Raw genomic sequence first — 25032 nt, 5'->3', positions numbered from 1 at the left:
CTAGCGGGCACCTGCTTCAACAGGGACTTCAACGGAATCAATAACTTTTTTGATCACTTCTTCCTCTGTGCTTGTAAGGGATGCTTCGGCGGTAAGATAGATTCTATGTGCCAGCACATATGGAGCCATTTCCTTGATATCCTCCGGGACGGCATATTTTCTGCCTTTTATCAGTGCAGCACCGATTGCAGCCCTCAGCAGGGCAAGCGACCCCCTTGGGCTGACCCCAAGTTCGATGGCAGGGGTTTCCCTCGTCTTCCTGACAATTTCGAGCAGATAACCTTCAAGCTCTTCCGATATATGTATCTGTGCTGCTGCCTCCCTCAATAAAGCGAGTTCCTGCCGGCTTACAGCCTGTTTTACGGCAGCTGACTGCCTCCTTTTTCCCTTTATTATCATCCTTTCTTCTTCAAGGCTGGGATAGCCCAGTTTAACCCTCATGAAAAAGCGGTCAAGCTGTGCTGCCGGCAGCGGAAAGGTCCCTTGCTGCGACTCTGCCGGATTCTGCGTCGCAATGACCATAAAGGGTTCTTCCGCCCTGAATGTATGTCCGTCAATCGTTACCTGGCGTTCCTCCATGGCCTCAAGCAGGCTTGACTGTGTCCGCGGGGTAGCCCTGTTTATTTCATCAGCAAGTACAATATTGGCAAGGATGGGTCCTGGGCGGAACTCAAATTCATGGTTTTTCGGATTGAAAAATTGGATTCCTGTAATATCACTCGGAAGTACGTCCGGTGTAAATTGAATCCGCGAGAACTTTCCTCCAAATGTTTCAGCGAATGTTTTTGCCATGAGTGTCTTGCCTGTTCCAGGCACACTTTCAAGAAGCACATGGCCATTGAAGATGAGCGAAATCACCAGCAACTCTGCTTCTTTATCCCGGCCGACAATCACCTTTCCTATTTCTCTTTTCAGTTTTTCTATTTGATCAAGCATTTGCACACCTCTATTATTCTAATATTTTGTCTTTTTAAATATAACATGAAATTATACAAGCATAGCAAGTGATTGGAAGAAATAGACTCAGCAGAGAAAATGGTTGCAAAAAAGGCGGTCTGGTGATTCAATAAACTTACAAGAATTAACAAACAAATATATGAAGGTGATCATATGAGATATAAACGGGATGAGCCGTTCCGGTTTCAATTCCCTAAGCCGCTCCATGGGTCCTTCAGGATTATAAAAATTGACGATAAACCGGTTGAGGCAAGGCCAGGCACAGCGGAGATAATGGATTTGAGCCCGAACGGCCTGCGTTTCAAGGCTTCCATGGACCTTCCGGTAAGAGAAAAAAAGCTGATGATGGAAATGTCTTTCATCATTAACGATTCTCTTATCACCATGACCGGTGAGCCGGTATGGCAAAAGCACGAATGGAATAGCAGCACCTATGGCTTCGTATCTGCAGAAGGCAGCGAAAAAAGCCTTGAGATTATCCAGCAGCTTAAAGAGTATGCCAGAAAGGCTGCCGGCTCTTACAAATCAAGATAAAAAACTCCAGCGCATTCTGCTGGAGTTTTTTTTACTGGAACTTTACGTTCATGCAACGGAAACATTATGAATCACCTATATGATGGAATAAACCACTTGAGGAGGCTTCATATGTTTTCCCATCTCTTAAGCTGCCTGATTTTCGTTGGGACTATTTTCATTTTCAGCATCCTGCTGCTGCGGAAAAACTAGAAGGAATCCTGCTATTCCTCGTACATCATTTTCCTGGTCATTCCCCCATCGACCACGATGTTTTCGCCCGTTACAAAATCGTTTTCCGGATCACAAAGGTAGAGGCAGCAGCGCGCTATATCAGACGGTTTACCTACTCTTCCTGAAAGATGCTGCTTATGGTCCTTTTCCCGCAATTCATCATAATGCTTTGTTTCAATCCAGCCCGGGCTGATGGAATTAACCCTGATTCCCTTGCCTGCCAAGGTTCTTGCCAAAGCGTGGGTAATGCTCGTGATCCCTCCCTTGGATGCAGAATAAGCCTCTGTGTCAGGCTCAGACATGGACGCCCGGGTCGAAGCCATATTTACGATTGAGCCTCCACTTTTCATCAGCTTCACTGCTTCCCTGCTGCAGAGGAAAACGCTCCGCAAATTAGTCTGGAGGATCTCATCCCATTCATCCAATGTCATCTCCGTAAATGAAATAAACTTTGAAATCCCGGCATTATTGATAAGGATGTCTATAGTTCCAAACTGAGCGGCTGCCTTTTCCATGGCAGTTATAATGCTTCTTTCATCTCTCACATCTGTATACACAAAAAAGGCTTCCCTGCCTTCGGATACCAGCTTCTCCTGAAGCTCAGCCCCTTCCTTTTCGGCTATATCTGCAATAACTACCTTTGCACCTTCTTCAGCAAATGACTTGGCAATGCCCTTGCCAATCCCATTTGCACCACCGGTTATGAACACTGTCCTGTCTTTAAACTTCATTGCTCCATCGACTCCCTTCCTATATATATTGAGCCTTCAGATATATATTGAGCCTTCAGCTGCGGGGCTCAGATAGATATTGATACAATACATCTCCGCCTCGCTGGCCAATGCCGCGGAAATGCTTAAAGTCCGGGCGGCTGACAAGCACCCTGCGAAACTCAAGGAAGTCTTCCTTTTTTACATAGTACTCCGCAAGTTCACCGTCTTTGAGCTTATCTAGCAATTCATTCACCAAGTTTTGTTCCAAGCCAATACCTCCTTTTCACATACTTACTGTATACCAAATTACTATAAGAATTTCCACGGAAATACTTGCAGAACACAGTTATGCAATACCCTTATGTTTCAATCCGAAAAATGGAAGTTTCAGTTAAAAATGTTCAAAATTCTTTACGAAATTCAAAAAGTAGTGCAAAATGTTAATAAGCTTTTAGAGAAGAAACAAACACGGGAGAGGGAGAGGATGTATGAAGAAAGCAGAAGTCGGAAACGTGATTGAATTCAGGGAAGGCTTGAAGGGCATAGTTGAAAAAGTGAACGAAAATTCGGTGATTGTCGATCTTACATACATGGATGACTATCGTGATCTTGAGTTAGAGCAAAGGACTGTTGTTAACCATAAAAACTATAAAGTCATTAAAGAATCGGTATTCTAATCGTAAAATGTAAGCGCTGCTATAATATAAAGTAAAAAAAACTCCGCTGCCAGGCGGAGTTTTTTTATTTGCCTGCAAGGCGGGCTATTTCATCCGATTCATATATCATTGCAGCCTTGCGGGCTTCCTTATCACGGATTGCGGCCGCTGCCATCCCTTTTGCCACATCTAATGCCTTGATGGATTTATACTTTTGAAGCTTTCCCTTCATAAACGGCCCTGCCGCCCTTAAGAAAACCTCGCCGGCCTTTTCCCCCAGCCTGAACTCCGCCCTATCGCCGACAAGAAGGGACGGCCGGAAAATGTGGAGGCTGAAAGCATTCAGTGTCTTAAGCTGTTCTTCCATCTGTCCTTTTACCTTATTATAAAAAAACTTAGAATCCGGGTCTGCCCCCATTGACGATATAATCAGGAATCTGGCTGCACCTGCTTCTTGTGCAAGATGTGCCGCCTTTAAGGGATACTCTAAATCGGTTGCCCGAAAAGCGTCTTTGCTTCCCGCCTTCTTAATCGTTGTGCCAATACAGCAGAATATATCGTCAGCCTTGAAGGCATCCCCCATCTCCTCCAGCCTGCTGAAGCCCCCAATGTATACCGTCAGTTTAGGATGTTCTATGCTGAGCGGGCGTCTGCTGATCACTTTTATTTCTGAGTACTGGCCGCTGCCCAGGAGCAGCTCCAAAAGATGGCCCCCTGTCAAGCCGGTAGCTCCTAAAATTAGTGCTTTTCGCATCTTTTTCCCTCCTGTATGCTGTTAAAAACAGTTGTATGAACAAAAGTAGTAGCAGAGTACTTTCATTTTTTGATAAAATAGTGATTGGTTTGTTAGAACACCAATAAATTGTACGAGCCAACAGCTTACTTACTGATTATACAGCACAAGAAGCATTGCACCGTAAACCCGCATTTATATTTTCCACCTGGCTGAAAGGAGATCATGAATGAAAATTGGCTCAATTGATATAAAACTGATCCTGGGGATCATGATTGCCCATTTGTTACTGTTTTTCACTTTTCAGGACAGGGCAGTATTTTGGTATATATTCACCGCTTCCATGCTGTTTCTGATCAGCTATTCAATTATGGCAGAAGAAGTGGAGGATGAGGCTTCTTTCCGGTCTTACCTTTTCTTTGGAGCAGTTTCCGGGGTACTCCTCTATGGATTATTCTGGACAGGCCATTTTCTGATAGAGATTTTGAACCTGCCATTCGCAAGCCAAATCGGGAGATTGTACAGCCGGCTTTCCCCGGAAGTAATCTGGCAATATATCGTCCTGATCCTTGTCATCATTCCGGGCGAAGAAATTTTTTGGCGGGGTTTTGTCCAAAAACGCCTGCAAAGCTACATAAAACCAGGATGGGCAGTGATATCAGCTGCTTTGCTTTACGCCTCCGTCCATTTCTATTCCGGCTATCCGGTCCTTGCCCTTGCAGCATTTGCAGCCGGGCTGTTCTGGGGATATCTGTATGCCTGGAAGAAAAGCCTGCCCCTGGTCATTGTCTCTCATCTCATATTCGATCTATTAATTTTTATTATCTTGCCATTCAACTGATGAAATCAGCAAAATTTGTAACTTTCTGCAGATAACATCGTCTACTCTATTATAAAACTGCATGACATACAGGAGGAATGCCAAAATGAACACACTTCAAAAACTATTGCTGGCTACAGGGATCCTTTCACTTGCACTTGCCGGGTGCGGGACTACAGAGGACACAGGAAGTGAAGACAATGGAACCAATACAGAAGAAACAGCGGGCACAACAGACGGCACCCAGGAAACCGGTGACAATTCAAATGGTGAAGACATAGAGCAGACGGATGATCAGTCTGAAGGAGAAGAAAACGAGGAGACAGGCAGCTCTGAAATGGAGCAGGAAAAATCCCTGTCATACCAGGTGAATGGAGAAACGATGGAAGAAACTGCAGTCCTTGAAAAAAGCGACAACCAGAATTATTCTATGTATGTCCTTCCTTCATACGAACTGACAGCTGAAGAGCCTAATAAAGATGTACTCTATCTGACAGATAATGATCAAGTATTCATGAGGATTGAGCTGCTGCCGGAAGATACAGATTGGGAAATGGCTGAAGAGAACGCAAAATCCCAGCTGACAGCGGTAAGCAGTGAGGTGCAATCTGCGGAGGCTTCTGATGATGAATTCCTGCAGGATGCAATCATTTACGAAGCAGCTTCAGAAGAAGATAAAGCAGCGGTATACCTGATTAAAAACGGTGGACAGCCCTTAAAGCTGAGCATCTACACAAAAAATGATGCTGATCACACTGATGCATTTATTCAAATGGCAAAAACCATTTCAGCAGAGAAATAAGGAAAACAGGCCGATGAAACACCTCATCGGCCTGTTTTTTTTCATGCTTCTTTTTCTTCTGCAGGTTTTATCCAGAGCAGGACAATAAATAGAATGCTGACATATCCGAATATCGGATAAAGATAGGAAAGCAGAGTACTGTATTCTATCATGCTGATTAAACAGGTAATTAGATAAATTCCCCCGACCGACCAGATCGCCGGGATTGAAATATACTGCCTTATCTGCCTCTCCAGCCCGAAAATATTTCCTATTATTGAGGTAAAAATTTCTCCATAAATGACCAGTACAAACAGGCCGTAAAAACCGGATGCAAGATTTTTCATGATGACTGCCATTGGTATTTCATATACTTCCAGGTTAGGGAGCATTACAAGAGTCAGATGGCTTGATAAAAGGATGATGGTCAATGCCGCCCCTCCGATATACCCTCCCATCCTGATGGTCCGGTCATCTTTTATTTCAGCTGCAACAGGCACCAGCACCGCCTGTGCCAGGGCCAGATTGAGCGCGGTATAGGAAAATGGCGCGGCTACAGCTTTCCACCCATCCTCCGCAAACGGAATGAACAGCATCTGCTCCTTAAAGCCCGGGAGCTTTATAGAAATGAACATTAAGATAAAACTGAAGGCAATCATCATAGGCACTACAAACAAATTCACAGCAAACAGCCCTTTAATGCCGAGAATCATTACAACCACCGATAATATGATTGTTGCAAGCACCCCTGAGAGCTTGGACAATCCAAGCTGCTCCTGAAATACAGCTCCTGCGCCTGACAGCATGACAGCACATACGCCAAGGAGCATAATTAATGTCAGCACATTGATCACTTTTCCGAAATATCTGCCGAACAGATAATCATTCAGCTCCTGGTAGGACTTTGCATGTATCCGTGCTGAGATCCTCATCAGCTTTGTTCCCAGCATAATAAATATATATCCGCTCATCAGAATTCCGATCAGCCCGATAAACCCGAACCGGGTAAAAAACTCTACTATCTCCTTGCCTGTTGCAAAACCCGCCCCGACTACTGTACCAACATAGACAGCAGCAATCTGCAAGGCTCCAGTCCAATTTTTCACGAAACCGCCTCCTCCCCTTCATGTATATGACCGGCTTTTCCAACAAAGACGAGCTTTTCAAAACTATTCATTCCTTTGGCTTAAATTTCCAAGTCTTATTGCTTGAAAGTCAAATAAGGTCAAAGTATAATAAAATCAAAGTTAGTCAAAGATAGTCAAAGTCAACATATAGGAGGCATTGATTGATGAACTGTGAAAAATGTCAACAAAACCAGGCAACCATCCAATTAAGGTTTAATATAAATGGAAATAAAATAGAAACACATCTCTGCAGCAGCTGCTATCAGACCGAAAAGCAAAAAATGAACGCTTCCTTCGGTTACCAGAATCCCTTCGAGGCTTCCGGCATGGAAGACTTGTTCAAACAAATGGGCGCCGGTGAAGCTAGTGCCGGCAAGGGAATGAAACAGCAGCCAGGCAAAAAGCCAAACGGCTTTATCGAACAGTTTGGCAAGAACTTGAGCAATGCAGCCAATGCAGGCTTAATAGATCCTGTCATTGGCAGGGATGAAGAAATTGACCGTGTCATTGAAATACTCAATCGGAGAAATAAAAATAATCCAGTACTGATCGGAGAGCCCGGTGTCGGGAAAACTGCCATTGCAGAAGGATTGGCACTGAAAATATCTGAAAAGAAAGCACCCCGCAAACTGCTGAATAAAGAAGTTTATCTTCTTGATGTCGCTTCGCTTGTTGCCAATACCGGCATTCGCGGACAGTTTGAAGAACGGATGAAACAGCTTATCACAGAGCTGCAGGAAAGGAAAAATATTATCCTGTTCATTGATGAAATCCATCTTCTTGTCGGAGCAGGATCCGCCGAAGGCTCCATGGACGCAGGCAACATCCTGAAGCCTGCTCTTGCCCGCGGCGAACTTCAGGTAATCGGTGCGACAACTTTAAAAGAATATCGCCAGATTGAAAAAGACCCTGCGCTTGAAAGGCGTTTCCAGCCTGTTCACATTCAGGAGCCAACACAGGAACAAGCCTTAGAAATCCTGAAAGGCCTCCAGTCCAAATATGAGGACTTCCATGAAGTCACCTATTCGGAAGAGGCGCTGTCGGCATGCGTCACTCTATCAAGCAGATATATACAGGACAGATTTCTTCCGGATAAAGCCATAGATCTGCTGGATGAAGCAGGATCAAAAATCAATCTGACAGCAGAATATACACCAGGGGAAGAAATCGAGCAGAAGCTGGCTGAAATATCAGCTGCCAAAGAAGAAGTCCTGAAGAAAGAAGACTATGAAAAAGCGGCCAAGCTCCGTGAACAGGAAATCAAGCTTGAAATAGCATTGAACAATGATTCGGCAAAGAGGCCGGTAGTGGAAGCGGGACATATCCAGGAGATCATTGAAAGAAAGACCGGCATTCCGGTCGGCAAAATTCAGCAGGATGAACAATCCAAGATGAAGAACCTTGAAAAATCCCTTTCCGAAAAAGTGATCGGCCAGGAAGAAGCTGTTAAAAAGGTCGCAAAGGCAGTACGCAGAAGCAGAGCTGGATTAAAATCCAAAAACCGCCCAATCGGCTCTTTCTTATTTGTCGGACCAACCGGTGTTGGTAAGACCGAACTGACAAAAACACTTGCTGAAGAGCTCTTCGGCTCTAAAGACAGCATGATCAGGCTTGATATGAGCGAATATATGGAAAAACACAGCATTTCAAAAATTATCGGTTCCCCTCCGGGATATGTCGGCCATGATGAAGCAGGCCAGCTGACTGAGAAGGTGCGGAGGAATCCATACAGCATCATTCTGCTGGATGAGATAGAAAAAGCCCACCCTGACGTACAGCATATGTTCCTCCAGATTCTCGAAGACGGCCGCCTGACAGACAGCCAGGGAAGGACCGTCAGCTTTAAGGATTCTGTTATCATCATGACAAGCAACGCCGGTGCAGGACACAGGGAAATCAAGGTCGGTTTCGGCAGCAGCGAAGCTGTCAAGGAATCAGGAATTCTTGATTCTCTGGGCAGTTTCTTCAAGCCTGAGTTCCTGAACAGATTCGACAGCATCATAGAGTTCAAACAGCTTGAAAAAGACAGCCTGCTGAAAATTGTGCAGCTGATGCTGGAAGAGCTGAATACAGCACTCAAAGAACAGGATATGCTGCTGACTTTTACTGATGAAGCAGTTGAAAAACTGGCCGAGCTTGGCTATCATCCGGCGTTTGGAGCCCGTCCGCTTAGAAGGGCAATCCAGGAGCAGCTGGAAGACAAAATTGCGGACTTTATTCTGGAAGATCCATCATGCACACAGCTGCATGCAGACCTTTTGGATGGAAATATTGTGGTTACTGGAAAATAAAGATACAAATCAATTGCGAAAGGCATACAGAAGCTTAATACAGGCTTACTGTATGTCTTTTTCTGTTAGACATGAAAGTCGCTCAACAAAATCTGACAAATTGTGATAAAATTGGTTAATATACTAACCGAAAGGCACCCTAAGCATGAACAAAACAAGCCTGATAGAAAGCCGGAATCTGCTTTTGATACAGCTGCTCTGGCTGTTTTACATAATCGATACAGCTTTTTACACATTGGTCGATCAGCGCTATGATTTGCTGTGGCCGCCTGTCGGCCTTGGCTTTTGCCTGCTGCTCACCGGCCTCTATTATCTTAAGCCAAAGCCTCACTTCATGATGATTGTAATCCTGGCCAGTATATACAGTTATCTGTTTTACCTGAACCTGCAGCTTCCTTATCTGGTCAATTATATTTTTCTGGTGTTCGGGATCATTTTATCAGCCTTTTATCAGAGTTATCTTGCGCTTGGCATTTCCACCTCGCTGGCTGCTGCAGCCCTTATCATCCTGAATGCAGCAAATGGACATTTAATTGCAGAAATGTCCGGCCCTGAGGACCTGCCTTATATCCTCCTTTTTGCCCTGCTCACAAGCATTCTGCTGTTTTTCATGATCAAACACGCGAACAGGCTGTGGGAAAAAGCAGAGAGAAGCGAAATGGCTGCAAGGAAAGACCTGGAATCGACCAGATCCTATATCGACGCTTTTTTTGACAATACCAGCGATTCCATTGTAATTGCAGATGCAGAAAAAAGGATTCTAAGAATGAATAACAGTTTCTCCCTGCTGTTTCACTCCACAGCTCCAGAGCCTGGGGACAGCCTTGAAACCATCATAGCGGATGAAAATGGTAAAATCTCGGATATGCTGGATTCGGCGCTTCTTGGCCGCAGTATTTCCGGAGCTGAACTTTCCTTTCCGGGTGTCAGTGATGAGCCGAGCGTGCTAGAGGCGACCGTATCCCCTGTCTATAATGCTCAGCATAAAATTTTTGCAGTATCGATGGTCATAAGGGATGTTATTGAGAAGAAAAAGCTGGAAGAGTATCTGCGGAATTCTGAAAAACTGAAGGTCACCGGTGAAATGGCAGCGAGCGTCGCCCATGAAATTAAAAATCCATTAACCGTTATATCAGGATTTATACAAATGATTGGTGAAAAGGAGAATGACTATAGGCAATATATTTCAATCATCCATTCAGAACTGGAGCGGATGAACGGAATTATTAATGAATTTCTATATCTGTCCAAACCGCACACACCAAACATGAAGCCTCAGCCGCTGGAACCGCTGCTAAATGAAACAGCGCTCCTGTTTGAATCTGAGGCACATTATAAAAATGTGCACCTTTTGAAGGATATTCTTCCTGGATGCGGAACTGTCCTTTGCGACACCGGCAAGCTGAAGCAGGCATGCATCAATCTTGTCCAAAACAGCATCGACGCTATGCCGGAGGGCGGTGTTGTAAAGATCTCATGCAGACAGACCAGCACTGGTGAAGCAAGAATTTTAATCGAAGACAGCGGATGCGGAATGCCCGAAGAACTTTTGCAAAATATCAAAAAACCTTTTTTTACCACAAAGGAATCAGGTACTGGCCTCGGTCTGATGATTACAGAGCAGATTATCCAGCAGCATAAAGGCAGGCTCTCGATTACAAGCAGGATGGGCTCCGGCACAACAGCCGAAATCCATCTCCCCCTTTTTAAAGAAGATCTGGACAGCAACCAGTAAAATAGTAATATCTGCAGGACAAAAGCGCAAGAGCCTTGATCACCTTTAGGAACGCAGACTAAGAACGCCAAGTCCTGTGGCAACGTCGGCATGGCCAGCTTCCTGGGTGCCTCACGGAAAGGAATTCTTTGACTTTTTGGGAGGCTTGGTTTGTGATCCCGGCGCAGCTGCCGGACATTGATCAGGAATTGAAAATAATCCCCAGGATATACGATTTAAAATTTCCTGAACAGCAAGAAAGAGCCGGGGAATCCCCGGCTCATCTAATTTTACAGGCTTTTGTCATCTACAGAATTCAGCCAGCTTTCAATTTCACCAATCACGGATTCTACACAGCCTTCCTCGAATGGCGAAAGAAGATTGGCTTCCTTGACCAGCTCTGTGAAAGGAAGGCTTCCGCCTAATCCGCACAGCTTGACATAATCACTCCATGCCTCTTCCTGGTTTTCCCTTGAACGCTTCCAGAACTGGAAAGCGCAAATCTGTGCAAGTGTATAATCGATATAATAGAAAGGAGAATTAAAGATATGCCCCTGGCGCTGCCAGAAACCGCCATTCTCCAAATACTCATTTCCTTCATAGTCTTTATGCGGCTGATATTTCCGCTCAATTTCCCTCCAGGCCTGCTTACGTTCCTGTGGAGTAGCAGTGTGGTTTTCGTATACCCAATGCTGGAATTCGTCTACGCTTACGCCATAAGGAAGGAAAAGCAATGCAGAGCTCAGATGGGAAAACTTATACTTATCTGTATCTTCCTTAAAGAAATTTTCCATCCATGGCCATGTAAAGAACTCCATGCTCATGGAATGTATTTCCGCTGCTTCATATGTCGGCCAGTTGTATTCAGGAATTTCAAAATGGCTGCTGGAATATACCTGGAAAGCATGGCCGGCTTCATGTGTCAGCACATCGATATCACCTGAAGTGCCATTGAAATTGGAAAAGATGAAAGGTGCTTTATGGTTTTCAATATAGGTGCAGTAGCCGCCTCCTGCTTTCCCCTTCTTCGCCACAAGATCCATCAGCTGATTTTCATTCATAAAAGAAAAGAATCTGCCTGTTTCTTCTGAGAGTTCGTCATACATTTTCTGGCCGTTTTCAATGATCCACTCAGGGCTTCCCTTCGGTGCTGCATTGCCCGTCTTATATTGGAAAGGCTCATCATAGTATTTTAATTCATCAAGTCCGATTCTTTCCTGCTGGCGCTGCTTTAGCTTTGTCGCGATCGGGACTATATGCTCTTTGACCTGTCCGCGGAATTTGGCGACCATTTCTGCATTATAATCCGTCCGGTACATTCTGTAGTAAGCCAGCTCTACAAAGTTATTATAGCCAAGCTTATGTGCGATTTCTGTCCTGACTTTTACAAGGTCGTCATAGATACGGTCAAGCTCCTCTTCATTGTCAGCAAGGAATCCGAAACGTGCCTCCTGAGCCCTCTTTCTCATTTCCCTGTCGGTCGACTCAGTAAATGGCTCCATTTGGGCCAGTGTACGCTCTTCCCCTTCAAAATCGATCTTGGCGGAGGCCATCAGCTTCGTATATTCAGAAGATAGCTTATTCTCCTTCTGCATAAGTGGCAGGATTTCCGGCTTGAATACCTTCAGCTGGGCATCTGCCAGCGCAAAAAGCTGCTTACCCCATTTTCCTTCAAGTTCTGAACGAAACTTGGAATCTACCAGTTCTTTATAGTAATCTGTTACAAACCCTTCCAGCTGCGGCTGTACTTCATCCATATAGTCTTGTTCATTTTTATAAAATTCATCATTAGTATCAATTGAATGGCGGATATAGCATAAGTTGAACATTGTTCCGATATCGTTGCGAATCTGATTGATCTCTTTCATCGCTTCATTCTGTTCATCGGCACTTGCTGCCCCCCTGAACCTCTCCAGTGCAGCTTCAAATTTCCTTCCTGCTTCGTCCATGTCTGGACGGACATATGTATATTCACTGAATTTCATTCTTTTCCCCCCGAATAGCTTTATTTTAAAAAACCATACTAAAGATTCGACATCCAGCAGGAAAATCCTCCTAAAAAACAAAAAACACAGCAAGATCACTGTGCTTTGCTTTAAAATCTTCCGACAGATAAGCCGAGCTTCTTTAAAAGATCGATCGCTGTCTGCTTTTCTTCATTAGATAGCTCTGACATCAGTTCATGGATGAACTGCTCATGAGACGGAAAGATCTCCTCAATGAACGCTTTGCCTTTTTCTGTAATCTGGGCAAATGTCACGCGCCGGTCTGTCGGGCAGGCCACCCGGCGGAGGTACCCTTTTTCCTCAAGCTTGTCCACAACATAAGTAATACTGCCGCTTGCGAGCAGGATTTTGCCGCCGATTTGCTGCAGCGGCTGGTCTCCTTTGTGATAGAGCAGCTCAAGCACCGCAAATTCAGTCGGATTCAATCCGTATGTCTGAATCAGCTTATTGACATTCTCATTAACAGCCCTGCAGGCCCTTGATAAAACGATAAAAAGCTTTAATGATTGATTTACCTGTTCATTCCCCATTTTTAAACAGATCCTTTAACACGTTATTTTATCTCAAATTCAGCATTATTATAAGGAAGCTTGCCTCTTGTGTCAATTTTTGGGCTGCAATAAATGAGAATTGGCTGTAACCTTCCAGTTTGCATTCACTTCTGCCTTTACAGGCTGTTCTTTCCTGATATATTCAGCCAGCAGTTCTGTCATGTCCTTATGGATTTCCCGGATAACAGGTTTGTTCTTAAACATCCAGTAGCCGCCTCCTCCACCTGCACGGTAGTGGTTCATGACCACCTCAAACACTTCATCCATTTTCATGGCCTCTCCTCTGTGCTCCAAAACAGTGACACGGCTTCCTTCAGGCTGGGATAGATTCAGTTCATATTTGATCCCTTCCCACATATCATAATTATAATGCTGCGGCTTAGGCTTTGAAAATGACGGATTGACCGCAATTTCCCCATCTTCACCGACCCTGAAGTAGGAGGCAGACCTTTCCAGTGCATCTTTAATGTCCTGGCCTGTTATCTGCAATACAGCAAGTGTGTTTGGATAAATATAATTGGTCATGATATCTCTCATGGTCACCGTGCTGCTGAACCCGGGTGCTCCTTCATTGAACAGGGCTGTACAGGATATCTTTGCCCCGGAAGCATCCATCTGGACGCGGTTAACCAGTTCAATCAATGGATGCTCCCTGATCCTGGCTTCCAGTGGATCTGTGATCAGCATACTTTCTGTCAGAGAGCCGATTTCTTCATCAAGCCACTTTTGCGTTTCATTCTCGTAAAAGCTTGCATCGTGGATGATTTCCTTATCACACTCACCTTCATTGCTGATCAAAGATGAATCGAGGCCGGCGATTGTCCATTCATGGCGGACCTTTTCAAAAGTCACTTCTACTTTGCCCAAATGGCTTCCATGGGCTCCCGGCATGATGACCGGCACCCCGTTCACCTCTTTGCCAGACAGCCTCCTATGCTGATGGCCGGTAATCAGCAGATCGATTTCCGGAAATTCCATGCAGATCCTGTAAGCTTCATTTTCTCCTGTTTCCTCCTCCGCTTTGGCGCCTGTTTCCATATCCCGTTCAAAGCCTCCATGATAAGCGACCGCCAGGAAGTCGGGCTTTTCAGTTTCTTCTACATAAGGAATCCAGCGTGCAAGGGTCTCAATTGCAGAATCGAAGAAAAGTTCCTGGATATAGTCAGGCCTTTCCCAATTCGGGATATGGCTTGTTGTAATCCCCAGGACCGCAATCTTAAGCTCATTCATTTCCTTAATCATATAGGGCACTCCGAAATACGGCTCCTTCGTTGTCCGGTGCAGCACATTGGCGCTCAGCCAGGGGAAATTGGATTCGCTGGCTGCACTCTTGATCATTTCGATGCCATAATTGAATTCATGGTTGCCGATTACAGCAGCATCATATTCCAGCTTATTCAGGACCTGGACCATGGGATTGACACGGTGCTTTAAGAACCGGGAATAATGGTACATAAGCGGCGTGCCCTGGATCAGGTCGCCATTGTCCAGAAGGAGTGTATGGTCTGCCTTCGCCTTCTCCTGCCTGATCACTGATGCCAGTTTGGCAAGCCCCGCTGCTTGTTCTTTTCCCGTGCTGTAATCATAAGGATAGATGCTGCCATGCAAATCAGATGTAATCAGGAACGATACTATCTCTTTATTTTTCATCTAACTCCTCCCTTTAGTACCTATTTATCATTCTTGGCTGCTGTTAAACTTGAATTGTTCATAAGTGGTATAATAACAAATAAGCCCGCCCGGATACGAGGCGCTCTTCTCAATTATACAAATATCTATTGAGGTACATACAAATGAAAAAACCAAAGAACTATATTCTGTATCTCGCAGCCGTTATGATCCCTGCTGTCATTTCCAGCCTCTTTTATATGAACAAGCTGCTGGATCAGAATATCAGCGACCGCCAGGAAGCTGCCAGGTGGACGGCAGCCATCCACCAGCGGCATTGGGATGACTTTATCTCGGAAACCGTTTCTACCCTTGAGGTCCTTTCTATTGCGGCCTCTGCGGAAATGCAGGATCCTGCAAAAATCTCACCGCTGCTTCAGCGCATCCATCTGATGGATTCACGCTATGGGGGATTATATGTAGCCAATGCCGGCGGAGAAGTCATCGCAGGATCAAACTCTCTGTTTGACAACAAAAATATGCTCGAAAAAAATTATATACAGGAAGCGATGGATGCTAAGGATATCGTCATTTCCTCCAGGCAGGAAACGCTCGAAAACGGCCAGAAGGTTATTGGCCTGGCAGCGCCGGTGCTTAAAGAGAACCGGGAGATCGCCGGAATTGCCATAGCACAGATCAGGGTAGACCACATTGAAAATATATTGACCATGCTGACGCCCGATGCCAGGCTGGTCGTCTACAACCAGGAGGATGCGCCGATCATGAGCTTTAATATGGCCGGTTCCGATTCATTTGGCAATAAGCAGACAGTCATGATCCCGATCGAGAGACTCCCCTGGACGATCAAAACAGCAGTCCCTGACAGAGATAACGCAGCAATCTTTAAAGAGGCTGCGGGATTTATTGCAAGACTGCTGATCATCTTCCATATCATCTTCTTTTTTATCAAATATTTCATGCTTAAAAAGCAGGCGGCAGAGGAAAAGAAGAAAAACGAATTGCAGAAGCTTGAGCTGGTCGGCACCCTTGCAGCAAGTACAGCCCACGAAATCCGGAATCCTTTGACCGGAATAAAAGGGCTTGTCCAGCTTCTCAGTGAAAAATACACACATTCCGACGATCAGTACTTCTTTAAAGTGATTGACACGGAGATAAGCAGAATCAATGAAATTGTGAGTGAGTTTCTGATCCTGGGAAAACCTGCTGCCCTGAAATTGGAGAAAATCAATCTGAAAGAAATCATTTCTGACCTGATTCCCCTTTTCGAATCAGAAGCGTCCCTGGCAGATGTACAGTGCACCTACCATCTGCCGGATAACCCGGCGATTGCCGAGGGTACCCAGGATCAGCTGAAGCAGGTACTTCTCAATCTTGCAAAGAACGCTTTTGAAGCAATGCCGGACGGGGGACGGCTCTCCATCTCCCTGCACACCGGCGGCAAATGGCACAGTATCATACTGGAAGACACAGGCTCCGGCATCCGTGAGGAAGACCTTGAGAAGGTATTCACGCCATTTTTCACTTCAAAGGATATGGGAACTGGGCTAGGCCTTGTTGTATGCCAAAGGATCATTGAGTCCTTTGGAGGCAGCATCACCATCTCAAGCAGAGTGAATGAAGGCACAAAAGCTGAGATCCTGCTGCCTGTAAAAGACTAAGGTGTCAGGCCCAATTTATCAACACGTGTAAAGCAGAGCACCATACGGTGCTCTGCTTTACTCATTCAAGGGTGAAAATCGGCTGTTTGTCCTCGATCCTGCCCTTCAAATCAGCCATCATTGAAAGCAGTCCAGTGCTTCTATCCTCAGGCGCAATCTTTTTATGGAGGACAGTATAGAGGACAACATCCCTAAGCTTCAGAAACAGCGGGAGCTGATCAAGCCACCCGGGAGGAAGCTGCCTGATTTCCTCATATCCTGAAGCAAATTCCTTCAGAAATCCTGCTGCAAAAGCATTTTTCTCCTGCTGTGTTCCGTTTTTGCAGCGGTAAAGGACCGAGTAATACACCGGGATGGCTATATCTGAGGCAAACCAGTGATAGGCACAGTCATCAAAGTCAAACGGATAGACCTTTTTTCCATCAAAAAAGAAGTTGCCTGAATGAAGATCTGTATGTACAAGCCCAAAGCTGTCTTTTCCTGCAGGCAGCGTTTTAATCCTGCTGATGAGCTCCCTGCTGTTCGCAATGATTCTTGCATGCCCTTCTGCGGGAACATACCTTTCAGGGAAAAGGACATCTTCCTCATCCCAGCCCGGCCTTGCTCCAATTTCAGCATTTGCCTTATAATTGGCTGTTGCTTCATGCATCTGGGCAATGATCCTGCCCCATGACCTGAAAAGATCTTTGTCAAACTCTCTATCAGTTACTTTGATTGGCCTGCCCGGAGCTTTCGAAAACAGACAGGCGTAGAAACTGCTGCCATCCCTGCACCCGGCGGTTATGATCCTTTCTCCTGAAGCCATCATCACCTCAGGAACTTGAATACCCTCAGAGAATAAATGATTTAGCCAGTCAATCTCGGCTGCAATATTGTGAAAAGACCGATGCGATTGATGAGTCAGCCTGAGAATGTAGGGCGTTCCACCCTTATTTACTTCATAAACAAAATTCTCAAAATCCCCAAGAAGTCTGCAATCCTCTTCAAGTCCATAAGTATTCTTCATGTCTTTAAGGATGGAGCTGCCATCCAGCAATTCCTGAATATATTTTTCCATATTTGCCTCCAAAAATGACATCCTCCCAGATCCATTGTAAATGAATCATGGATAAATCTACTAAAATATATTATGCTATTTTATTATGTGTTATTTCAATCAAGAACTCTATCGGCAAATAAACACCAGGAGGGAAATCAATGGGACACCCTGCAGCAGTCCAAAAGCAAAAATATAACGAAGGTACAGCCTATAAAGTTTTATTCATCATCGGGCTCTGCCATCTGTTGAACGATACGATCCAGGCTGTAGTGCCTGCCATGTTTCCCATCCTCGAAAAGTCAATGGGGCTGACTTATACGGAGCTTGGATTCATTGCTTTTTCCCTTAACATCGTGTCTTCGCTCCTCCAGCCGGTTACTGGCATACTGACTGACCGTAAGCCGATGCCATTCGCTCTTCCAATTGGGCTGGCCATTTCACTGGCCGGGGTGCTCGGCCTCGCTTTGGCCGGGAATTTTCTTTCAATAGTATTGTCTGTTGTGCTGATTGGCCTTGGTTCAGCCATTTTCCATCCTGAAGGATCGCGCGTCGCTTATATGGCTGCAGGGACAAAAAGGGGACTGGCACAGTCAATTTATCAGGTGGGAGGCAATACAGGACAGGCACTTGCACCGCTCATTACAGCCCTCATTCTTGTGCCTCTGGGGCAAAGAGGAGCTTCCTGGTTTACATTGGCTGCAGCCCTCGCTTCCGGCCTTCTTGTTTATATCGCCTTCTGGTATTCAGGAAGACTGAAGGAGGAAAAGCAGCTGGGGCTGAAAAAATCCAGGGCCGGCAAAAAACGGCAAACTGCCCTAAAAAACAAAATAGTACTTTCACTGGCCGTCATCCTTTTCCTGATATTTGCTCGTTCCTGGTATATATCAGCCATCACCAATTTCTACGCTTTTTACGCGATAACGGAGTATTCCTTCACGATTACGCAGGCACAAGTATTTTTATTTGCATTCCTGGCAGCAGGCGCTGCAGGAACATTCTTTGGCGGCCCATTATCTGACCGGTTTGGAAAAAAGAGAATCATTTTTGTCTCAATGGCTGCATCTGCACCATTTTCAATTCTGCTGCCGTATATGCCAAAAGAACTTGCTTTTATTTTTTTGCTGTTAACCGGCTTTATTCTGATGGCAAGCTTTTCGGTTACTGTAGTGTATGCGCAGGAGCTGGTGCCTGGAAAAATCGGCACCATGTCCGGTCTCACAGTGGGCCTGGCCTTCGGCATGGGAGCAATCGGTTCGGTTGCGCTCGGATGGCTCGCAGATATGATCGGCCTTCCCCTGACTTTGGCTGTCACCGGCTTCCTTCCTCTATTAGGCCTTTTATCGGCTGTGCTTCCATCAGACCGCCAGCTTGCAGAAATGCAGGCCGAAGATATATAAGATCAGCTATTATGCAGGCTGTCCGAACCCTGGTACCGGTTTGGACAGCCTTTTTCATATTCTTTAGCTGCACAATTATTTTACGGGGAACTTTTTTCTTTCTGCTGTATATATTAGTATTGCGCGTTAAGCCCATAAATACGGTTAGACCAGATTGCATGGTGCTCATCATGCTTTAAAGGAAAGGCGGGGAGCTTTATACCATGAGCGAGGTAATTATCGGGAGCGTACTGTCTGCCCTTTCAACAGGACTTGGGGCTTTGATCATACTGTTTATGCACGGGAGCATCACCCACAGCTGGAGAGACATCCTATTGGCTTTCACAGCAGGCATCATGATGGCAGCCTCCATGATGGGGCTTATTCCGGAAGCGCTGGCTGCGGGTGGATTTCTGCCGCTGGCTGCGGGTGTTTTCCTCGGTGTTCTCTCCTTGACGCTGCTGGAGAAGAATATCCCTCATATTGATCTTCAGCATTCGAAGAAAGGGCTCGAATTTGATGAAAAGGCAATGCTGATCATCGCAGCCATCACACTGCATAATATTCCTGAGGGGTTATCCGTAGGGGTCAGCTATGCTTCGAGCACAGAAGATACAGGCAATTTGATCGCCTTTGCCATTGGATTGCAAAATGCCCCTGAAGGATTCCTTGTGGCTTTATTTCTGGTAAACCAGAAAATAAACAAATTCAAGGCATTTATTATTGCCACCCTGACAGGTGCGATAGAGATCGTCACCGGGCTTCTCGGATTCTATCTTACATCATTTATCAGCATTCTTGTTCCCTATGGCCTTGCTTTCGCCGCAGGCGCCATGCTGTTCATTATTTATAAAGAGCTGATCCCTGAGAGCCATGGAGACGGAAACGAACGCACTGCCACTTATTCCTTCATCATAGGCTTGCTCTTCATGATCTTTCTGATCAATATTTTTTAACTGCAGGGTAAAAATGAAGAGGGGCTCTTATAAAACAGGCCCCTCTTCAACGGATTTTGATCAGCCCCGGGAGATCCCGCCGCAGAGCCTATGCTTTTCCAAATGTTTATGCTGTGCTGTTTTCTTCTATGAGGAGAATAGCTGTGAAGTGTAATTTGCGAGTATTTTGGCTGAAGTAATAAGATACGCAATAATGTTTGGGCAGAACCCGGATAATCCTTTTTAGAGCTGACAACTGTCAAATCTGCCGCTTAGACTTTAGCAAGCTCCCTCGGCCAAAGGATCATCTCTTTATAGGGTCCCTTAACAGTTTCATGATTTCTGCTCTCTTTCTTCATGCTTTGCTGAAACTCCAGAATCAGCTTGTCAAGCTCCTGGCTGCAGCGGATCGTCGCCGCACTTGAAATTCCTTCTCTCTCTGCAATCTTAATCATCGCTTCCCTTTTCACCTGGATTTCTTTCATTAAATATTCATTTGACTGGCACAACTTTCTTTTCCTCCTAATCCGTGTCCCATTCCTTTTTTTATAATCCAATCATTCTATCTTCCCTCTTTAATTATGTCTCTCTTTATATAATAATAAAAACAGAGGCGATTTCCCCAGCTTCCCTTCTCTATTTGACATCATCTGCGGAATGCCAAGGAATAATAGGCCACTTGAAGCATTATTACAAGAATTTCTATAAAAGTAAATAGATTCGCAATATTAGACAAATTCTTCAAGAAAAAATGTTGTTTCACAATCCGAAATATATCGTTTCGACAAATTTCTTTTTATTTTGCAGATTTTATTCTGACGGTAAAGTAAAGAAAGCGGGAAAAGGAATGCAGCTAATTAACCATTTTTGTTTTTCTGTTTCAAATCTTGAGAGATCCATTTCTTTCTATCAGGAAGCATTCAACGCAAAATTGCTGATTTCCGGCAGGACAACTGCCTACTTTGATTTAGATGGGCTGTGGATAGCTTTAAATGAAGAAAAAGATATACCAAGAGGAGAAATAAAGGATTCTTATACTCACATTGCATTTCATGCAGAAGAAGGAGAATTGGCAGGGCTGGAAAAAAGGCTTATAAAAGCCGGGGCTGTCATTCTTTCAGGCAGAAGCAGGCATGAAAAAGACGGCCGGTCGATCTATTTTGAGGATCCGGATGGGCATAAATTCGAATATCACACCGGAACCCTGCAGGATCGTCTTGATTATTACCGCAAGGAAAAACCCTATATGACTTTTTATTGAGGGAACTCAAGAGACCATAATTACGATTAGCATTTAGTTTCGTACATAGTTTTTATTTCTGAATGGGGCTGTTGATTTCCGTTCCAGGCACTTCGCTTTCCGCGGGGCGGCTCTAGGCCTCCTCGTCGTGCCTCCTGCGGGGTCTCAGCTCTGCCGCTGCAATCCCGCAGGAGTCTACGTGCCTTCCACTCCAATCAACAGGGTTTATTAATTTTTTTGCATCTTCCCATTCTAATTTTAAACAGTTCTTTGATGAATTACCTGGATACTTCCTCAAACTGAGTATGTTGATTTCCGTTCCAGGCACTTCGCTTTCCGCGGGGCGGCGCTAAGCCTCCTCGTCGTGCCTCCTGCGGGGTCTCAGCTCTGCCGCTGCAATCCCGCAGGAGTCTACGTGCCTTCCACTCCAATCAACAGGGTTTATTAATTTTTTTGCATCTTCCCATTCTGATTTTAAACAGTTCTTTGATGAATTACCTGGATACTTCCTCAAACTGAGTATGTTGATTTCCGTTCCAGGCACTTCGCTTTCCGCGGGGCCGCTCTAGGCCTCCTCGAGTGCCTCCTGCGGGGTCTCAGCTCTGCCGCTGCAATCAACAGGGTTTCAAACTTTTGGAGCAAATATTCTTAATCACATAGATATCATCTTCCCAAAAAGAAAAAAAGGGACCGGTATTTTTCCCGATCCCTTTTTAACAGGCAGAACAGCTGCCTCTATTCTCTTTAATTAAGCTTCTGCGCCTTCTTTTTCATAGATTGGAACCCAGCCTTCAGAGGTAACAAAGATGCGTACGGCGACAACCTTGCGATCTTCCTGGAGGGTGAAATAATGCCTGATGTTTTCCGGCACAGAAATCAGGTCGCCCGGATCCAGGAATACTTCAAAAAAGCCGCCGTCTTTCCCCTGGATAATGAAAACGCCGTGCCCGCTGACAATAAAACGGACCTCATCGTCTGTGTGATGGTGCTCCTGCTGGAAATTCTTCAGCAGCTGGTCAAGATTCGGCGTGCTTTCAGACAGCGAAATAACGTCCTGCGCCTGGTAGCCCCTTCGTTCAGAGATATCCTTGATTTCAGCGGCAAAACTCTCAAGGATCCTTTCCTTCTCTTCATCTGAAAGATTATACTTTTCTCTCAGATCCACAGGCAGCTTTTGAATATCCCAGTTTTCATAAATGACTTCCTGGCTGTCAAGGAAAGAGGCCACCTCTTCCTGGTTCCTGATTTCTTCTCTTGTTTCCTGCAATACGATATAAGCCATCTTTATAGTCTCCCTTCAACTTTTATATAGCGGTTTGAATCTGCTTCAGCTGCAGCAGCTTCAGCTGATAACGGAATAAAAACTCTGAAGCCTCCAAAAGCTTTTTCGCTTCAAAAGGTGTTCGGCCCCATACTGTAATGCCATGGTTGCGGATCAGGACAGCACCCGAGTCGGCCAGTATATGCTCTGAAAAAGACTCAGCAAGCTTCGGTATATGGGCGTGATTAGGAATGATCGGGATCGTCAGGACTGCATCCTCATCCCACCTATCAAAAGCTTTGATAAGCTCCTGGCCTTTAAAAGCAACAGATCCTGCATCCCCGTACAATTCAGAAATCACATTATTGTCAACCGTATGGACGTGCAGGCTGCATCCCGCTTTGGTCCTTTTATAAATTTCTACATGGAGAAGCGTTTCTGCAGAGGGCTTCAGGCCGGTTTCATCTGCCGGCTTCCCATCATGGCCGACCAGCAGGAAATCCTCTTCTGTCCGCTTCCGCTTATCTTTCCCGCTTGCCGTAACGAGGAATTGCAGCGGTTCGGCAGCAACCTTAATCGCAAGGTTCCCGCTTGTTCCCATAAACCAGTCACGACCTGCAAGTTCTTCCTTTATATCTGCCAGCTGGTCCCATTTTTCCTGGATGAGGCTCATAGTTTCACCCCTATCAATCTCTTTAATTCTGTAATGCAATCAAAAAAGTCGGTAAACGGCCTGTGATCCAGGCCAAGCTCTCTGCTCTTCTGCAGCAGCAGATCTCTTGCCAGTACAAAATCTGCCTGCTTCGCGGCCTGCAGATCTGTAATGCTGTCGCCGATGACAATCTTATATAACCCTTCTTCGTCCCGCGATCTCATGATCGAAGGCTTGCAGCAGCCGCATCCGTTGTCACATTCTTCATCACATTCATGCGGCCAGTTGACTTTAATCATCTCCCCGCTGAAATCAGAATGATTGCAGTAGATGGCTTCAAAAGGGCCGAACTGTTCAAGCAGCGGGTGAATGAAAAAGTCGATGCCCCCGCTGACGATGTATAAAGGGATTTTTTCTGTTTTCAGATACGCAATGAACTCTTCAAATCCGTTTCTGATCTTTGCCTGACTGAGGACATAGGAAGTGATTTCCTCCTTCAGGCTGCTCGGTAAAAGCGCAAACATCTGACCGACGCCATCCTGAATGGAAATTTCTTCAGCAAGGACCTTGTCCTTCAGCGATTCCCACTCAGGCGGGGCGAAGTGCTTCATGATGCTGATGATATTATCTGATTCTGTTATCGTCCCGTCAAAGTCGCAGAACACTGCAATCCTATCCATGCTGCGCCACCTCTTTGCTTCCCCAGAGCGCTATTGCTTTTGCCAGCTCTGGAAACTCCTGCTGAGGCTGGTGCAAGGTTTTTCCTTCCATCACAAGGCTGATTGCCTGCCGGAACGCTGCTCCCCCGCCTCTAGCACCATCAGGGTGGCCATGGACGCCGCCTCCGGCATTTATGACGCTGTCCATCCCGAAGTCCCTGACAAGCAAAGGGACCAGGCCAGGGTGAATCCCGGCTGAAGGAACAGGAAAGCTTTTTTTATAAATATCATCCTCTGTCAGCGCGGAACTGATGGATAATGCCTGGTTCCGCTCCAATGCCACCGAGCCATATGGCGACGGAAACAGGGATAAGTCTGCACCTGCCATCCTGGCCAGCTTTCCAAGCAGTAAGCTGTGGCTCAAGCCGTAAACAGGAGAAGAAGTAATTGCACCGCTCACTGCCGGGTGAGCCATGATTGGAAGGGCGATATCTCCATCCTCCCTTAATGCCTGAAGAACATCCAGTCCATAGGCAAAGGCATTGAACAGCAGCAAATCAGCGCCAAGCTCAGCCGCTTTTTTTGCTTTTTCCTTCAGCTCATACGTACGGCCCGTAAGATTCACTGCGTAAAGTGTTTTGTGCCCTGTTTCTTCAAAAGCTTCCCTAAGAACCCTTTTGCCTTCTGTAATCCTCTCTGAGAAAGGGGCAAGCTCATTATCAAAGAAAATTTCATCGTCCTTAACGATATCAATTCCCCCGCGTGCCTGTTCCTTCAGCTGCTTCAGAAGATAATTGAGATCTCTCCCAATCACGCCTTTGAAGATGCTCATTAACAGCGGCCGTCCGTGAGCACCAAGCTTATTGCGGATTCCTTCAATGCCAAAAAGCGGGCCCGGGAAATTCCGCTTGAAGCTCTCTGCTGCATCCAGGTCGAGAAGCTTAATTTTTCCATCGAGCGAAAGCTTTCCAAATACAGTTGTCAGAACAGCAGGCAGGTCGGCGCTGAAGTTTGCGGCCGGGTAGGCAATTTTAATCAGCGCAGCCCCATCATTTCCATCCTGCTCCCCATTTTCAACAGAAACGACTCTCCCTTTATGCTTCTTAAGCTGGTCCTTTTCTAGATCCGGCAGATCTGTCCACGATCCCACCGTCAATCCCAAGGCAATTTCCTCTGCCTTTTTCTCCAGATCCCCGCTGGAACCATTCAGTAAATATGACGCGATAATTTCACTCATAATCCTGTTCCCCCTGCATTTATGTATGGTCATGCTGATCGCGGTTCTCTCACCTGCGAATAGTTACGATAAAAAAAATAGAATCAATAAAAAAGACCCCTTCAGAAAGAAGAGGTCAGAGCTGTGTCCAACATCTTCTCATCTATCAGCTCAAACGCTGCAAGAATTAGCACCGTGCTTTTTACAAAGTCGGTTGCCGGGCTTCATAGGGCTAGTCCCTCCGCCTGCTCTTGATAAGAAAACGAAATCT

General features: G+C 45.6%; 24 protein-coding genes and 1 riboswitch. Of the genes, 10 read left to right on the top strand and 14 right to left on the bottom strand.

Translation table 11 applies throughout. The features are described 5' to 3' along the window. The gene (locus N288_RS07930; RefSeq protein ID WP_009794284.1) at positions 1-936 is read right to left on the bottom strand and encodes an AAA family ATPase; all 936 of its coding nucleotides are present in this window, start codon (positions 934-936) and stop codon (positions 1-3) included. A gap of 174 nt (positions 937-1110) precedes the next feature. Between N288_RS07930 and N288_RS07925 the strand changes: the two genes are divergently transcribed. Beyond that, positions 1111-1491, top strand: a complete 381-nt coding sequence (locus N288_RS07925) for a PilZ domain-containing protein (RefSeq protein WP_009794283.1) — start codon at positions 1111-1113, stop codon at positions 1489-1491. 203 nt (positions 1492-1694) lie between these two features. Here N288_RS07925 and N288_RS07920 read toward each other — a convergent pair whose 3' ends face one another. Both N288_RS07920 and N288_RS07915 read right to left on the bottom strand, forming a co-directional pair. Then, positions 1695-2435 (bottom strand): SDR family NAD(P)-dependent oxidoreductase, encoded by a 741-nt coding sequence (locus N288_RS07920; RefSeq protein WP_009794281.1) that lies wholly within the window; start codon positions 2433-2435, stop codon positions 1695-1697. A 55-nt stretch (positions 2436-2490) separates the two neighbouring features. Continuing rightward, the gene (locus N288_RS07915) at positions 2491-2685 is read right to left on the bottom strand and encodes a hypothetical protein (protein WP_022543652.1); all 195 of its coding nucleotides are present in this window, start codon (positions 2683-2685) and stop codon (positions 2491-2493) included. 220 nt (positions 2686-2905) lie between these two features. On the opposite strand from N288_RS07915, the gene N288_RS07910 reads away from it, so the two are divergent. Continuing rightward, the gene (locus N288_RS07910) at positions 2906-3094 is read left to right on the top strand and encodes a YkvS family protein (RefSeq protein ID WP_009794279.1); all 189 of its coding nucleotides are present in this window, start codon (positions 2906-2908) and stop codon (positions 3092-3094) included. 64 nt (positions 3095-3158) lie between these two features. Here the strand turns inward: N288_RS07910 and N288_RS07905 are convergent, their stop codons facing one another. Next, positions 3159-3827, bottom strand: a complete 669-nt coding sequence (locus tag N288_RS07905) for an NAD(P)H-binding protein (protein ID WP_009794278.1) — start codon at positions 3825-3827, stop codon at positions 3159-3161. A 208-nt stretch (positions 3828-4035) separates the two neighbouring features. Between N288_RS07905 and N288_RS07900 the strand changes: the two genes are divergently transcribed. After that, positions 4036-4647, top strand: a complete 612-nt coding sequence (locus tag N288_RS07900; protein ID WP_009794277.1) for a CPBP family intramembrane glutamic endopeptidase — start codon at positions 4036-4038, stop codon at positions 4645-4647. 85 nt (positions 4648-4732) lie between these two features. Further along, the gene (locus tag N288_RS07895; protein ID WP_022543651.1) at positions 4733-5428 is read left to right on the top strand and encodes a hypothetical protein; all 696 of its coding nucleotides are present in this window, start codon (positions 4733-4735) and stop codon (positions 5426-5428) included. A 41-nt stretch (positions 5429-5469) separates the two neighbouring features. On the opposite strand, the gene N288_RS07890 is transcribed toward N288_RS07895, so the two are convergent. Next, a complete protein-coding gene (locus N288_RS07890; RefSeq protein ID WP_009794275.1) occupies positions 5470-6513 on the bottom strand; it encodes a YkvI family membrane protein in 1044 nt (347 codons plus the stop codon). A gap of 185 nt (positions 6514-6698) precedes the next feature. Between N288_RS07890 and N288_RS07885 the strand changes: the two genes are divergently transcribed. Beyond that, positions 6699-8825: an ATP-dependent Clp protease ATP-binding subunit gene (locus N288_RS07885; RefSeq protein ID WP_009794274.1), complete on the top strand. Its 2127-nt coding sequence runs from the start codon at positions 6699-6701 to the stop codon at positions 8823-8825. Positions 8826-8970: 145 nt separating this feature from the next. After that, a complete protein-coding gene (locus N288_RS07880; RefSeq protein ID WP_009794273.1) occupies positions 8971-10560 on the top strand; it encodes a two-component system sensor histidine kinase NtrB in 1590 nt (529 codons plus the stop codon). A 269-nt stretch (positions 10561-10829) separates the two neighbouring features. On the opposite strand, the gene N288_RS07875 is transcribed toward N288_RS07880, so the two are convergent. The 3 genes from N288_RS07875 to N288_RS07865 all read right to left on the bottom strand — a co-directional run bounded on the left by N288_RS07875 (position 10830) and on the right by N288_RS07865 (position 14746). Continuing rightward, positions 10830-12524: a M3 family oligoendopeptidase gene (locus N288_RS07875; RefSeq protein ID WP_009794272.1), complete on the bottom strand. Its 1695-nt coding sequence runs from the start codon at positions 12522-12524 to the stop codon at positions 10830-10832. Positions 12525-12634: 110 nt separating this feature from the next. Further along, positions 12635-13075 carry a MarR family winged helix-turn-helix transcriptional regulator gene (locus N288_RS07870; RefSeq protein ID WP_009794271.1) on the bottom strand — a complete coding sequence of 147 codons (441 nt, stop codon included), beginning with the start codon at positions 13073-13075 and terminating at the stop codon, positions 12635-12637. Between the two features lie 72 nt (positions 13076-13147). Continuing rightward, complete coding sequence (locus tag N288_RS07865; RefSeq protein WP_009794270.1) at positions 13148-14746, bottom strand: bifunctional metallophosphatase/5'-nucleotidase; 1599 nt, start codon at positions 14744-14746, stop codon at positions 13148-13150. A gap of 143 nt (positions 14747-14889) precedes the next feature. On the opposite strand from N288_RS07865, the gene N288_RS07860 reads away from it, so the two are divergent. Next, complete coding sequence (locus N288_RS07860) at positions 14890-16383, top strand: ATP-binding protein (protein ID WP_009794269.1); 1494 nt, start codon at positions 14890-14892, stop codon at positions 16381-16383. A gap of 61 nt (positions 16384-16444) precedes the next feature. On the opposite strand, the gene N288_RS07855 is transcribed toward N288_RS07860, so the two are convergent. Further along, positions 16445-17440 carry a phosphotransferase enzyme family protein gene (locus N288_RS07855; RefSeq protein ID WP_035402786.1) on the bottom strand — a complete coding sequence of 332 codons (996 nt, stop codon included), beginning with the start codon at positions 17438-17440 and terminating at the stop codon, positions 16445-16447. Between the two features lie 140 nt (positions 17441-17580). Between N288_RS07855 and N288_RS07850 the strand changes: the two genes are divergently transcribed. Then, positions 17581-18819, top strand: coding sequence for an MFS transporter (locus N288_RS07850; protein ID WP_009794267.1), 1239 nt, complete (start codon positions 17581-17583; stop codon positions 18817-18819). A 203-nt stretch (positions 18820-19022) separates the two neighbouring features. Beyond that, positions 19023-19754, top strand: a complete 732-nt coding sequence (locus tag N288_RS07845) for a ZIP family metal transporter (RefSeq protein WP_009794266.1) — start codon at positions 19023-19025, stop codon at positions 19752-19754. A gap of 251 nt (positions 19755-20005) precedes the next feature. Here N288_RS07845 and N288_RS07840 read toward each other — a convergent pair whose 3' ends face one another. Then, positions 20006-20242: an aspartyl-phosphate phosphatase Spo0E family protein gene (locus tag N288_RS07840; protein WP_022543649.1), complete on the bottom strand. Its 237-nt coding sequence runs from the start codon at positions 20240-20242 to the stop codon at positions 20006-20008. A gap of 338 nt (positions 20243-20580) precedes the next feature. Between N288_RS07840 and fosB the strand changes: the two genes are divergently transcribed. Next, positions 20581-20994 (top strand): metallothiol transferase FosB, encoded by a 414-nt coding sequence (gene fosB, locus N288_RS07835; RefSeq protein WP_022543648.1) that lies wholly within the window; start codon positions 20581-20583, stop codon positions 20992-20994. Between the two features lie 727 nt (positions 20995-21721). Here fosB and N288_RS07830 read toward each other — a convergent pair. The 4 genes from N288_RS07830 to mtnW are packed head-to-tail and all read right to left on the bottom strand — an operon-like array spanning position 21722 to position 24782. Beyond that, positions 21722-22255 (bottom strand): cupin domain-containing protein, encoded by a 534-nt coding sequence (locus N288_RS07830; RefSeq protein WP_009794263.1) that lies wholly within the window; start codon positions 22253-22255, stop codon positions 21722-21724. A 22-nt stretch (positions 22256-22277) separates the two neighbouring features. Next, on the bottom strand, positions 22278-22907 hold the full coding sequence (locus tag N288_RS07825; RefSeq protein WP_009794262.1) for a methylthioribulose 1-phosphate dehydratase: 630 nt from the start codon (positions 22905-22907) through the stop codon (positions 22278-22280). Then, the gene (locus N288_RS07820; protein WP_009794261.1) at positions 22904-23566 is read right to left on the bottom strand and encodes a 2-hydroxy-3-keto-5-methylthiopentenyl-1-phosphate phosphatase; all 663 of its coding nucleotides are present in this window, start codon (positions 23564-23566) and stop codon (positions 22904-22906) included. The genes N288_RS07825 and N288_RS07820 overlap by 4 nt, the downstream gene beginning before the upstream one ends. Then, positions 23559-24782 (bottom strand): 2,3-diketo-5-methylthiopentyl-1-phosphate enolase, encoded by a 1224-nt coding sequence (mtnW, locus tag N288_RS07815; RefSeq protein WP_022543647.1) that lies wholly within the window; start codon positions 24780-24782, stop codon positions 23559-23561. Before mtnW ends, N288_RS07820 begins: the two co-directional genes overlap by 8 nt. Before the next feature lie 135 nt (positions 24783-24917). Then, positions 24918-25022, bottom strand: a riboswitch (SAM riboswitch). Positions 25023-25032: the final 10 nt, after the last annotated feature.

The organism is Bacillus infantis NRRL B-14911 (genome assembly GCF_000473245.1).
GTDB classification, from domain to species: Bacteria; Bacillota; Bacilli; order Bacillales; family Cytobacillaceae; genus Bacillus_AB; species Bacillus_AB infantis.
This window is presented reverse-complemented; position numbering and strand designations above follow the sequence as displayed.